This window comes from Serratia sp. A07 (assembly GCF_058725505.1).
Genome location: NZ_JBZXDO010000010.1, coordinates 26,486 through 38,175, shown reverse-complemented (window position 1 = coordinate 38,175; position 11,690 = coordinate 26,486). Strand labels below are relative to the sequence as shown.

18 protein-coding genes are annotated in these 11,690 nt (G+C 58.9%); 7 read left to right on the top strand and 11 right to left on the bottom strand.

The genetic code is table 11. The features are described from left to right. Positions 1–41 precede the first annotated feature (41 nt). A complete protein-coding gene (locus AC4PR2_RS12720) occupies positions 42–248 on the bottom strand; it encodes a DUF1107 domain-containing protein (RefSeq protein WP_019453363.1) in 207 nt (68 codons plus the stop codon). A 330-nt stretch (positions 249–578) separates the two neighbouring features. On the opposite strand from AC4PR2_RS12720, the gene AC4PR2_RS12715 reads away from it, so the two are divergent. Further along, positions 579–1,136, top strand: a complete 558-nt coding sequence (locus AC4PR2_RS12715; RefSeq protein ID WP_025159587.1) for a YtfJ family protein — start codon at positions 579–581, stop codon at positions 1,134–1,136. 1 nt (position 1,137) lies between these two features. Here AC4PR2_RS12715 and cysQ read toward each other — a convergent pair whose 3' ends face one another. Beyond that, entirely contained in the window at positions 1,138–1,878 is a 741-nt protein-coding gene (cysQ, locus tag AC4PR2_RS12710) for a 3'(2'),5'-bisphosphate nucleotidase CysQ (RefSeq protein WP_004933611.1), read from the bottom strand. A 255-nt stretch (positions 1,879–2,133) separates the two neighbouring features. Here cysQ and AC4PR2_RS12705 point away from each other — a divergent pair, with 255 nt between their 5' ends. Further along, on the top strand, positions 2,134–4,086 hold the full coding sequence (locus AC4PR2_RS12705; protein ID WP_492175180.1) for a bifunctional 2',3'-cyclic-nucleotide 2'-phosphodiesterase/3'-nucleotidase: 1,953 nt from the start codon (positions 2,134–2,136) through the stop codon (positions 4,084–4,086). A gap of 118 nt (positions 4,087–4,204) precedes the next feature. Then, positions 4,205–4,870 (top strand): iron-sulfur cluster repair protein YtfE, encoded by a 666-nt coding sequence (ytfE, locus tag AC4PR2_RS12700; protein ID WP_492175179.1) that lies wholly within the window; start codon positions 4,205–4,207, stop codon positions 4,868–4,870. Between the two features lie 43 nt (positions 4,871–4,913). On the opposite strand, the gene bamJ is transcribed toward ytfE, so the two are convergent. Further along, positions 4,914–5,534 carry a BamJ family beta-barrel-assembly machinery protein gene (bamJ, locus tag AC4PR2_RS12695; RefSeq protein WP_004933618.1) on the bottom strand — a complete coding sequence of 207 codons (621 nt, stop codon included), beginning with the start codon at positions 5,532–5,534 and terminating at the stop codon, positions 4,914–4,916. A 267-nt stretch (positions 5,535–5,801) separates the two neighbouring features. Between bamJ and AC4PR2_RS12690 the strand changes: the two genes are divergently transcribed. Next, a complete protein-coding gene (locus AC4PR2_RS12690) occupies positions 5,802–6,470 on the top strand; it encodes an OapA family protein (RefSeq protein ID WP_047729278.1) in 669 nt (222 codons plus the stop codon). A 3-nt stretch (positions 6,471–6,473) separates the two neighbouring features. Here AC4PR2_RS12690 and AC4PR2_RS12685 read toward each other — a convergent pair whose 3' ends face one another. From AC4PR2_RS12685 to rpsF, 5 genes are all read right to left on the bottom strand, one after another. Further along, positions 6,474–6,827 (bottom strand): DUF488 domain-containing protein, encoded by a 354-nt coding sequence (locus AC4PR2_RS12685; RefSeq protein ID WP_047569644.1) that lies wholly within the window; start codon positions 6,825–6,827, stop codon positions 6,474–6,476. A gap of 111 nt (positions 6,828–6,938) precedes the next feature. Then, positions 6,939–7,391 (bottom strand): 50S ribosomal protein L9, encoded by a 453-nt coding sequence (gene rplI / locus AC4PR2_RS12680; RefSeq protein ID WP_004933629.1) that lies wholly within the window; start codon positions 7,389–7,391, stop codon positions 6,939–6,941. 39 nt (positions 7,392–7,430) lie between these two features. Continuing rightward, complete coding sequence (gene rpsR / locus AC4PR2_RS12675; protein WP_000135199.1) at positions 7,431–7,658, bottom strand: 30S ribosomal protein S18; 228 nt, start codon at positions 7,656–7,658, stop codon at positions 7,431–7,433. 4 nt (positions 7,659–7,662) lie between these two features. Beyond that, positions 7,663–7,980, bottom strand: a complete 318-nt coding sequence (gene priB / locus AC4PR2_RS12670) for a primosomal replication protein N (RefSeq protein ID WP_049233092.1) — start codon at positions 7,978–7,980, stop codon at positions 7,663–7,665. A gap of 8 nt (positions 7,981–7,988) precedes the next feature. Further along, a complete protein-coding gene (gene rpsF / locus AC4PR2_RS12665; protein ID WP_004933634.1) occupies positions 7,989–8,387 on the bottom strand; it encodes a 30S ribosomal protein S6 in 399 nt (132 codons plus the stop codon). 454 nt (positions 8,388–8,841) lie between these two features. Between rpsF and AC4PR2_RS12660 the strand changes: the two genes are divergently transcribed. After that, entirely contained in the window at positions 8,842–9,108 is a 267-nt protein-coding gene (locus AC4PR2_RS12660) for a YdgH/BhsA/McbA family protein (protein ID WP_197802127.1), read from the top strand. A 96-nt stretch (positions 9,109–9,204) separates the two neighbouring features. Here AC4PR2_RS12660 and AC4PR2_RS12655 read toward each other — a convergent pair whose 3' ends face one another. Both AC4PR2_RS12655 and yjfP read right to left on the bottom strand, forming a co-directional pair. Then, positions 9,205–9,567, bottom strand: a complete 363-nt coding sequence (locus tag AC4PR2_RS12655) for a hypothetical protein (RefSeq protein ID WP_060440892.1) — start codon at positions 9,565–9,567, stop codon at positions 9,205–9,207. A 123-nt stretch (positions 9,568–9,690) separates the two neighbouring features. Continuing rightward, positions 9,691–10,443, bottom strand: coding sequence for an esterase (gene yjfP, locus AC4PR2_RS12650; RefSeq protein WP_336843751.1), 753 nt, complete (start codon positions 10,441–10,443; stop codon positions 9,691–9,693). Between the two features lie 127 nt (positions 10,444–10,570). Here yjfP and bsmA point away from each other — a divergent pair, with 127 nt between their 5' ends. Next, positions 10,571–10,879 (top strand): biofilm peroxide resistance protein BsmA, encoded by a 309-nt coding sequence (bsmA, locus tag AC4PR2_RS12645; RefSeq protein WP_038879199.1) that lies wholly within the window; start codon positions 10,571–10,573, stop codon positions 10,877–10,879. 122 nt (positions 10,880–11,001) lie between these two features. Continuing rightward, positions 11,002–11,277: a YdgH/BhsA/McbA family protein gene (locus tag AC4PR2_RS12640; protein WP_033638652.1), complete on the top strand. Its 276-nt coding sequence runs from the start codon at positions 11,002–11,004 to the stop codon at positions 11,275–11,277. Here the strand turns inward: AC4PR2_RS12640 and AC4PR2_RS12635 are convergent. Then, complete coding sequence (locus AC4PR2_RS12635; RefSeq protein ID WP_015376394.1) at positions 11,274–11,672, bottom strand: DUF350 domain-containing protein; 399 nt, start codon at positions 11,670–11,672, stop codon at positions 11,274–11,276. The genes AC4PR2_RS12640 and AC4PR2_RS12635 overlap by 4 nt on opposite strands. Positions 11,673–11,690: the final 18 nt, after the last annotated feature.

The window sequence follows — 11,690 nt, the reverse complement described above, 5'->3', positions numbered from 1 at the left end:
CCATCGGGGCCGCATTTTTTTTACCGCTGTCAGCGCAGTGTTCAGCCAAACTCGGCCTGCAACAGCAGCACCTGGCGGTTTACTTCAGACATCACGCTGAAATGGCGCTTGTCACGAATCTTCGGCGGCAGGATTTTCCCCTCGTCGAATTCAAATGCGCCCACGTCCTTGATATACAGCCTTCCGCGAAACAGGGTCTTAACGTACTTTGCCACTTTCAAAGGGTTATAACGCTGGAAGATTCTCATTCTTTTACGCTCCTCCCGTTGATCCATGCGCTCAGCGAGCCGCCAAAGGTGGCAGCCTCGAAATTCAGAACGCAACTTGATTGCATGTAGTAGACCCAGTAAAGACCAGAACGTTCACTTCTGCCCGGTGATCTACGCTGGATTTACACTTTTTGACAGAATTGTATATGATAATTTATAACGTTTTCAGTATATCCCTTCAAAATCTGATGATTAGCGAACCAAGGGAAAATCTGCGATCCGGTTAACAGGACAGACCTCTTATCACATCCTATGCTTTAGGCTGTCGAAGTGCTGTCGCACAAATTCCACTCATTACAAGGAGAAAGCATGAAAACAAGTCGCATGCTGATGGTATCCCTGCTGCTCGCCCCGCTTTTCGCTTCCGCGCACAACTTCCAGCTCCAGCAGCGCGTAGCGCCGGTCGGTGTCAGCGACAAAGGAGAGCTCAATTACGCTGACGGTAATTTTAGCTACCAGAACTGGAACAGCGCGCAGCTCAGTGGAAAAGTGCGAGTGATACAACATATTGCCGGCCGCAGCTCCGCCAAAGACATGAACGACCCACTGATTGAAGCGATCAAGAAGGCGAAGCTACCACACGATCGTTACCAAACGACGACAATCGTCAACACCGACGATGCCCTGATGGGCACCGCGATGTTCGTGCGCAGCAGCATTGAGGACAGCAAGAAGGAGTTCCCGTGGTCGCAGTTTATCGTCGACAGCGACGGCAACGTGCGTAAGGCCTGGGATCTGCAGCCGAAAGGCTCAGCTATTGTGGTGCTGGATAAGCAAGGGCGCATTCAGTTCGCCAAAGACGGCGCGCTGACGCCGGAAGAGGTGCAGCAGGTGATGTCCAAGCTGCACCAGCTGTTGGCGAACTAACTCAGAACAGCGACACCCGGAAGCCGGGGTTGAGGAAAGATTCACGCGGGGTATAGAGCAACGGCTTGCCCTGCCAATCGTGAATTTGCGCCCCGGCGGCCACCGCCACCGCATGCCCTGCGGCGGTATCCCAAATATTGGTCGGCCCGAAGCGCGGATAGAGCTGCGCCTTGCCTTCCGCCACCAGGCAGAACTTCAGCGAGGAGCCGACGGACACGGTCTGGTGCTCACCCAGCTGCTGCAAATAGTCTTTCAGTTCGTCGTCGATATGCGAGCGGCTCACCACCACCAGCGGCGGATGCGCGTTGCTAACGCCGATCGCCTGCCGCACGCCCTTCTCTTCTTTCCAGGCCTTGCCGCGCTCCGCCAGATACAGCACGTCGATCGCCGGGGCGTACACCACCCCCATCACCGCCTGCCCGTCTTCAATCAGGGCGATATTGACCGTGAACTCACCGTTGCGGTGCAAGAACTCTTTGGTGCCGTCCAACGGATCGACCAGCCAGTAGCGCGTCCAGCTGCGGCGTTCTTCCCACGCCGGCGGATCTTCTTCCGACAGCAGCGGCACCTCGGGCGTCAGCGCCGCCAGGCCGCGCTTGATGATGTGATGCGCCGCCAGATCGGCCGCCGTCACCGGTGAATCATCTTTTTTCTGTGCGACATCAAGCGGTTGTTCACCGTCGTACACCGCCATGATCGCCGCCCCCGCCTCGCGGGACAGTTGGCAAATTCGCTCTAACATCATGCACCTCAACTCTGCATCTCCGTGGGAAATTTCCCCCTGTCTCTGCTAGCAGACTAGTTTTTTTTACGCCGAATATCCATCTCAACCGGCTAACCCCCGGGAATTCCTCAGATCTTGTTGGGCACAACTGTGAACTTCCCCGCGTTACCTGCCGCCGTTTTCTGCCACACTTCACAGTTTGCTGTGGCAAGCAATGTTAATTACATTTCCCTCTGCGATAACACTCGAATAATGGAATGGAGAGAGCCCAAAATGATGAAGCATCCCCTGACGCTGTCCGCGCTTGCGCTGCTGGTGTGCGCCTCGGCGCAGGCGGCCACCGTCGACCTGCGCGTGCTGGAAACCACCGACCTGCACAGCAACATGATGGACTTCGATTACTACAAGGACACGCCGACCGATAAATTCGGCCTGGTGCGCACCGCCAGCCTGATCCAGCAGGCGCGCCAACAGGCTACCAACGCAGTGTTGGTGGACAACGGCGACATCATTCAGGGCAGCCCGCTCGGCGACTACATGGCGGCCAAGGGGCTGAAACCGGGCGACGTGCATCCGGTCTATAAGGCGATGAATACGCTGAACTATGTGGTCGGCAACATCGGCAACCATGAATTCAACTACGGGCTGGACTACCTGAAGAACGCCATCGCCGGCGCCAAGTTCCCGTATATCAACGCCAACGTCATCGACGCCAAAACGCAAAAACCGCTGTTCACGCCGTACATCATCGTCGATACGCCGGTGAAAGACCGCGACGGCAAGGCGCATACGCTGCGCATCGGCTACATCGGCTTCGTGCCGCCGCAGATCCTGGTGTGGGACAAGGCTAACCTGCAGGGCAAGGTGACGGTGGACGACATCACCGCCACCGCCAAACGCTACGTGCCGGAAATGCGTAAACAGGGCGCCGATCTGGTGGTGGCGATCCCGCATTCCGGGCTGTCCAGCGAGCCTTACAAGGCCATGGCGGAAAACTCGGTCTACTACCTCAGCCAGGTACCGGGCATCGACGCCATCATGTTCGGCCACGCCCATGCGGTGTTCCCGAGCAAGGACTTCGCCAATATCAAAGGCGCGGATATCGATAAGGGCCTGCTGAACGGCGTACCGGCGGTGATGCCGGCCCAATGGGGCGATCATCTCGGCGTGGTCGACCTGCAGCTCAACAACGATAGCGGTAGCTGGAAAGTGACCGCCGCCAAAGCGGAAGCACGGCCGATCTACGACAAAGAGAACAAGAAATCGCTGGCGGCGGAAGACGCCGCGCTGGTGAAAGTGTTGGCGGACGATCACAAGGGCACGCGCGAGTTCGTCAGCCAGCCGATCGGCAAATCCGACGGCAACATGTACAGCTACCTGGCGCTGGTGCAGGACGATCCGACGGTGCAGATCGTCAACAATGCGCAGAAGGCCTACGTTGAACATTACATTCAGGGCGATCCGGATCTGGCCGATCTGCCGGTGCTGTCGGCGGCAGCGCCGTTCAAGGTCGGCGGCCGCAAGAACGATCCGGCCAGCTTCGTCGAAGTGGAAAAGGGCCAACTCACCTTCCGCAACGCCGCCGATCTCTATCTCTACCCCAATACCCTGGTGGTGGTGAAGGCCAGCGGCAAAGAGGTGAAAGAGTGGCTGGAGTGCTCCGCCGGCCAGTTCAACCAGATCGACGTCAACAGCGCCAAGCCGCAGGGCTTGATCAACTGGGACGGCTTCCGCACCTATAACTTCGACGTGATCGACGGCGTCAATTACCAGATCGACGTCAGCCAGCCGGCGCGCTACGACGGTGAATGCCAGCTGATCAACGATAAGGCGGAGCGCATCAAGCAGTTGACCTTCAACGGCAAGCCGATCGATCCGAACGCCACCTTCCTGGTCGCCACCAACAACTACCGCGCCTACGGCGGCAAATTTGCCGGCACCGGCGACAAACACATCGCCTTCGCTTCGCCGGATGAAAACCGTTCAGTGCTGGCGGCCTACATCAGCGCCGAAACCCAGCAACACGGCGCGGTGCATCCGCAGGCGGACAACAACTGGCGTTTGGCGACCTTCAGCAGCCAGCAACCGCTGGATATCCGCTTCGAGACCTCGCCGTCGGACAAAGCGACGGCGTTTATCAAGGAGCACGCTCAATATCCGATGACCGCCGAAGGCAATGACCGCATCGGTTTCGCGGTGTATCGCATCGATCTTAGCGCGAAATAATCACCCGGCCGGGGTCCCCAGCCCCGGCCACCTTCTCTTCGATTTTCCCGCTGGCGCGCCCTTTAAATTGCATTTAAAATGCATGTTATAGGATTCCTTCGTTTAAAGAGGCACTACCATGGATTACCGCAATCAATCCCTTGGCGCGCTCGCTATCGCCATTCCCCGTGCATCCCGTCTGTTTCGCCAGCATCAGCTGGATTTCTGCTGCGGCGGCCGGCAATCGCTGGCACGCGCCGCCGAGCGCAAAGGGTTAGATATCGACAGGCTGGAAAACGAACTGGCCGCCCTGGCCGCCACGCCGGAGCCAAGCCGGGACTGGCGCACGGCGCCGCTCGGTGAGGTGATCGATTACATTCTGCCGCGCTTTCATCAGCGACACCGCGAGCAGCTGGCAGAACTGGTGCTGATGGCGGAAAAGGTCGAACGCGTGCACGGCGACAAGCCCAGCTGCCCGCGCGGGTTGGCGAAGCAGCTGAACCTAATCCGCCTGGATCTGGAGAATCACATGATGAAAGAGGAGCAGATCCTGTTCCCGCTGATCAAACAGGGCATGGGGCAGCAGGCCGCCGGACCGATCTCGGTGATGGAGCATGAACATGACGAGGCGGGTGAGCAGCTGGAAGTGGTGAAGTTCCTCACCGATAACGTCACGCCGCCGGAGGGCGCCTGCACCACCTGGCGAGCGCTGTACACCGGCATCGACGAGTTCATCGGCGATCTGATGGAGCACATCAGCCTGGAAAACAATCTGCTGTTCCCGCGCGCGCTGCGCGGCGCATAAAATAAGGGCGCCACGAAGGCGCCCAGAGCAATCCTCGGTGGGATTACAGGATTTCCAGCAGCTCGACGTCGAACACCAGCGCGCTGAACGGCGGGATGGACGCGCCAGCGCCACGCTCGCCATAGGCCAAGTTGTGCGGGATATACAGCTGCCATTTGGAGCCGACCGGCATCAGGGTCAGCGCTTCGATCCAGCCTGGGATCACGCCGCTGACCGGGAATTCTGCCGGCTGGCCGCGCTCGACCGAGCTGTCGAACACGTCGCCGTTGATCAGACGACCGGTGTAGTGCACACGCACGCGGTCCTGACGGGACGGGATCGGGCCGTTGCCCTGCTCCAGCACGGAGAACTGCAGGCCGGACTCGGTCAGCGTCACGTCGTCGCGCTTGGCGTTGTCGTCCAGGAATTTCTGGCCTTCAACGGCCATCGCCTGCTGGCGCTCGCGGCGCACCGCGTCCGCACGCTCGTGGATCTCACGCAGCGCACGGTGCACCACGTCTACCGGAACCGCCGGGGCATTCCCTTCCAGCGCGTCACGCAGACCCGCCAGCAAAGCTTCCGGTTGCAAACCTTCCAGCCCGGACTCTTGCAGCTGCTGGCCGACCTGTAAACCAATCCCGTAACTTGCTTGCGCTTCAACGCTGTCAAAAGAAGGGGTTGTCATGGGGTTTTCCTTAAGTCTGTAAAAAGTCGAAAGCGCAGCATAACAGCGCGTCAATGCCGGGTAAAATCTTGTGTGGAGAATGATGACTTTTGTCGTAGAAAAAGAAACAATAACCTTCTGTTAACGCCCGCAGCCGCAAACCGCGGCTCTGCCGCTCAGCTGCCTTTCGCTTCAATCAGTTAGCGGACTATACTGAAAGCAGGATATCGGGCAGGCGAGGCGCTTGCCGCGCCGCGCTAATTACTACGCCGTCGAAGAGAGGTCACCATGGGCAGAATCGCGCCCAGGAGAAGGAAAACCACCCGCATCTACCAGCCGCTGCTGCGCACCTGGCTGAATGTCAGCCAGCGCCTGAAACCGGGCGCCGCACCCACGTCTGAAGGCGCGGAACCGCCATCGGAGCCACCGCCGGCCAACGACAAAATGCAGCAGGTCAAAGCGCTGCTGGCCAAAGTCTGGCATCTGCCGGACGGTTTCCATTGGATGGAGCCACTGCCCTACTTCCACCGCCGCTGGGTGCTGATCTTCGGCATCATCCTGCTGCTGGCCCTGCTGTGGCCGTACTCGCCCGAAAGACAGCCGTTCCCGGTTTCCCAGCAGGAAACCAGCGTGCCGCTGCAGGCCGATCTGCAAAACGGCGGCACCACGTCTGCCAACGAACCAACGCCGGCGGGCAACTGGCAGCGTTATCAGATCCAGCCCGGCCAGACCCTGGCCCAGCTGTTTCGCGACAACAATCTGCCGGTGAATGAAGTGTTCGCCATGGCGCAGGTGGAAGGCGGCGACAAGCCGCTGAGCAACATGAAAGCCGGCCAGGAAGTGCGCATCGAACGCGACGCCAACGGCGTGATTAACGCGCTGTCGGTTACCACGGTGGACAACAGCCAGGCGCTGTTCCGCCGCCAGGCCGACGGCAGCTACCGCCGGGAACGCTAATCCCTACAGCTGCGCCAGCAAAAACTCGCGCAGCACCACGCCCTGGTTGTGCTCGGTATCTTTGCTGCCATACAGCAGCGTCAGCGTTTGCCCCTGCCGTAACAGCGCCACCAGCGGCTGCCAGGCGTCGTTGGCCGCCAGCTGTTGGCGGTAACGCGCCTCGAAGACCGCCCACTGGTCGGTATGCTGATGGAACCACTTGCGCAGTTCGTCATCCGGCGCCACCTGTTTCAGCCACTGCACGCCCGTCAGCCGCGCCTTGCTGATGCCGCGCGGCCATAGCCTGTCTATCAGATAACAGTGTTCCGGCGCCGGCGCGCTGAAATCATAAACCCGCTGTAGCGTAATCTTTGCCATCGCACGCTCTCCTTTTCATCCCGTCTTCAAGCGTAGCGCGTTTTGCCGGGCGCAGAAAAGCAAAACGCCAGCGCGAGGCTGGCGTTTTAACCGGGTTAACAGCAGCGTAAATTACGCTTCTGCAACCACAACTACATTCAGCTGTGCGAACACGTCGCTGTGTACCTGGAAGTGCACTTCGTGCTCACCAGTGGTACGCAGAACGCCGTTCGGCAGACGAACTTCGCTCTTGGCAACTTCAACGCCTGCCGCAGTCACTGCGTCAGCGATGTCGCGGGTGCCGATAGAGCCGAACAGTTTACCTTCGTCGCCAGATTTGGAAGCGATGGTGACTGAACCCAGTTCGTTGATCTTGGTTGCGCGAGCTTCAGCAGCAGCCAGAACGTCAGCCAGTTTGGCTTCCAGTTCAGCACGGCGTGCTTCGAAGAACTCAACGTTTTTCTTGGTAGCAGGAACAGCTTTGCCCTGTGGTACCAGGAAGTTACGAGCGTAGCCCGCTTTAACGTTAACTTGATCACCCAGGCTGCCCAGGTTTGCTACTTTATCAAGCAGAATAACTTGCATTACCTTATCCTCTCAAAGTCGTTAATGGACAGTGGCCGATTACTGATGACGATCAGTGTACGGCAACAAAGACAGGTAGCGCGCGCGCTTGATAGCACGGGCCAGCTGGCGCTGATATTTTGCACGAGTACCGGTGATACGGCTCGGTACAATTTTACCACTTTCGGTGATGTAGTTTTTCAGCGTAGCGATGTCTTTATAGTCAATCTCTTGAACGCCTTCCGCGGTGAAACGGCAGAACTTGCGACGACGGAAATAACGTGCCATTTGGCTAGTCTCCAGAATCTATCAATTCAATCTGCTCGGCATGCAGAACCAATTTGCTCAGCCCGTTGCGCCCTTGATGGCAGCTTACAAAGCCTTGCACGGTAATCTGACTGCCGACCGTTAATCTTTGAGTTAGTGCTTGTGACTGTTGTCCGCTGACAACCACGGGCATTCGGCACCATGCTTGTCTGCTGAATCCGGCTTCCATCTGCTGCGAACGGTGCTCTAGCACAAATTGGCAGTGCGGTATCCCGGAAGGACTCACTTTTCGAACCGGCGCCTTGCACACAGTGCCCGACAAAACCAGACGATTAGCCGTCACGGCGGCAATTACTCTTCAGAATCCCCAGCATCTGCATCATCTGCGGTTTCGTTAGCGAAGTCTTCGCGGCGATCGCCACGACGTTCGTCTTTCGCTTTAACCATCGGAGATGCTTCAGTTACCGCGTGCTTAACGCGCATAACCATGCTGCGGATAACGGCGTCGTTGAAGCGGAAGTTAGTTTCCAGCTCATCGATCGCTTCCTGCGGCGCTTCAACGTTCAGCAGAACGTAGTGAGCTTTGTGCAGTTTGTTGATCGGATAAGCCAGCTGACGGCGGCCCCAGTCTTCCAGACGGTGAATCTGACCTTGCGCGTTAGTGATGGTAGCACTGTAACGCTCGATCATGCCCGGAACCTGTTCGCTTTGGTCAGGATGGACCATAAAAACGATTTCGTAATGACGCATCGAATTGCTCCTTACGGATTATTCAGCCTCCTGTCAGGGTCAACCGCGGCCCATGGAAGCAAGGAACGTGTTTAGTGTGCGGCTGAAAAATGACGCGTAATCATACTGACGCAGGGCGGGAAACTCAAGGACTGCGTGGGTTTTATTCGCGTTAATGCGAGGCGTTATGGGAAATAGCACGATTTGCTCGTGGGAGAACCTATGTACGCCGATCCATCGGTTTCAAAAATCTTTCAATGAAATCAGCGCTGAGTCACAAATCTATTTCACTTTTTTTGAAAGAGCTCATCAAAAGCCCCCGCTTTATAATCCGCCGCAACGGACTAAAATTAACCATATCCGCCGCAGACAGCGCGACGAAAAAGATTTCAGGTTATTCAATGCAGATAAATGACTTTTTGCCGCAGCGACATTCGCTGTCAGGCCGTAACGGCAAAGGGTTAAGAGAGGCACTATGAAACGCATCATTCTCGCAACGGCGCTGGCCGCCCTGTTTTCCGCCAACGTAATGGCCGCAACGGAGATCACCTCGCACCAGGCCGATCAACGCCAGAGCGCCGGCTTCGTCACCCTGAACCAGAACGTGGTTTCGCCGGATGACGCCAGCAGCCAGGTCAGCAAAATCGCCGATCAACGCGGCGCAAGCTCTTATCGCATCATCGCCCTGCACGAACCGGGCGACAACAGCACGATGCACGTCAGCGCTGAGCTGTACCGCTAAAAACGCACGCCACGCCAGGGAAATCCCCAGGGCTTCATCAGAAAGCCCGTTCAGTCCGCACCGGAGCGCCGCCCGTTGGGCGCTCCGCTTCCCTCATCACAGCTTGAGCAGCGCCGGCATGCTGAACGCCTTGCCCGGATTATGCAATTGCAGCGCCATCTGCAGATAATTTGTCCGCGTTTGCAACAGCTCGGCGCTACCCGTCAGGGTCGCCCGCTGTTCGAACGAGAGCGTATCGGCCGCTGCGGTGTGAGTGGCTGCCGCTTTCGGCGCGGAGGCGAACAACGCCGTCATGTTTTGCACCGTCTGCGCCGTGATGCGCGACAGCGGATTCGCCTGGTTTTGCCGCGCCTTGCCGTCGGCGGCCCCCAACATCTCACTGAAGGCCGCTGAGTTAAGCTCGGCGCGCGCTTTCATCGTTCCCATTAAACCGGCCGTACTGCCGATGCTTTTTATCATGCCCTCTGCTCCTTGCTGCCCTGAAAGAATTCACGCAGACATTCTCCCCTTCATTCGGCCAAACGATGGCCGAAACAGCAGGCACAGAGCGGTGCAATTCCAGGCATCGCGCCCGGCGGAGCATCACAGTTCGCGGCGGAAGAAGTCGGCCGTGGCGGACAGCGCCAGCGGCGTGATGCGGTGCTTCACCCCCGGTTCGATGAGCGACGTCAAACGGCCGTCCGCGCCTTGCTGCCGCAGTTCAGCCGCCAAACGCAGGCTGTCCGCCGCCGGCACCACGTCGTCCGTCTCGCCGTGCCACAGCAGCAGCGGCCGCCCGGCGATCGCCGCCAAACGCCCTTCCAGCTCATACTCCGCCAGCACGGCCGTGCGCGCCGCAAACGCTGGCGGCGAGAGCGCCTCGCCCTCTTCGCCCAACGGCGGATACAGCGTTTGCGCCAGCGCACGGTAATAGCCGGAACCCATCAGGCTGGCGGCCGCCCGGATCCACGGGAAGCGCGCGAAGGCGCCAAGCGCGGTCATGCCCCCCATAGAGGCACCGGCGACGCCGATACGCCCGTCGGCAATCAGGCCGAGCCGCTCGAAATGCGCCTTGATCTGCGGCAGCTCGTCGATATTGCTGCGCAGGATCTCCCAAAACGTGGCCAGACGCCGCGCCTCATCGCCGTCGAACCGCTCGCCGTGCCGATCGGCATCCGGCAATACCACCCGAAAACCGGCGCGCGCCAGCGCATAGGCGAAGTAGGCGTACACCTCTTTCGACGAGGTATAGCCATGACAGAAGAACACCGTCGGCAAGGGCCGCTGATAGTGCCCTGCGGGGACGGCATGGATCACCGCAATATCGCCCGCCCGCTCGTCATGAATTTCGATCATCCGTTCATCCTCAACTCACCTGTTGGCATTCATCATGACAAACTTGCGCCAGCCAGCGTTAGCTCAATCTGTTCCAGCTTATATTGCGTTACACTGAAGCCATCGTACCGGCTCTTTCGAGGTCACCATGACGCTTGTCCGCACACTCATCGCCCTGACGCTGGCCGCACAGCTTTCCGCCTGCGGCATCATGACCACCACGCCGAAACCGCCGCCACCGCCCACCGCACAGGCGCAGGAGATCGTCCGCGCACAGACCGCCGAGCTGGTGAAGATAGGTACCGTCACCGCCGTGGTGCGCGGCAGCCCGATGGACGTGGAAGCGGAGATCCAGCGCAAGGCCACCGCCGCCGGCGCCCGGTATTACGTGATCATCATGAACAGCGAAACCATCGTGCCGGGCCAATGGTATTCCCAGGCGATCCTGTATCGGTAAGGCGGGGATTTTTTAAGCAGATTTACACTGGCTTTGCACAGGCTGAAGTAGGGTATTGCACACTGTCGGACAGCATGCCGCATGTTGCGGGTGCGATTCAGGATCTGACGAAGGGGAACGCCATGAAACGCTCCACCGCACTCACCTCCCTCCTGCTTTCAGTAGGGCTGCTCAGCACCGGCGCACAGTCCGCCGAGCTGGCGCCCGCCGATCGCGTGACGCCGCTCAGTGAAATCGCCGAGATCACCTTTAACGATCTGCCCGGTTCACCGCAGGAGGCGGAGCAGGCCATCGCTCGCACCGCCGGCCAACACGGCGCCAGCTATTACCGCATCCTGCGGATGGAAGAACAGGCGCACCCGCTTGGCTGGCGCGCCTCGGCCATCTTATACCTTTAGTAGCTCATGCAAGCCGCATTCAACACGCCGCCGCTGACGGAGACGCCCCCCAGGAAAATCCCGGCGGCCAGGTGGTTCGCTTCGATCTTGTCGCTGATGCGCGGCATGTAGATCTTCACGGCCGCGAACAGCAGCAGTTGCACCACCAGCGCCACTACGCCCCACAGTAGGTAATCCAGCAGGCTGATCGAGTTGATCGCCGCGCTGGCCAACGGGATCACATACCCCAGGCAAGCGCCGATGAAAGCAAAGGCGGCGGATTGATTATCGGCCTTGATCAGCGCCCATTCGTCGTGCGGAGTGATGCGGGTATAGACGAACAGAAACACCAAAATCATGGCGAAACCGCTGAAGAAATAAGAGGCGAACGCCGCCAACGCGCTGAGAATATCCATGTGCATTTTCCTGTCAGA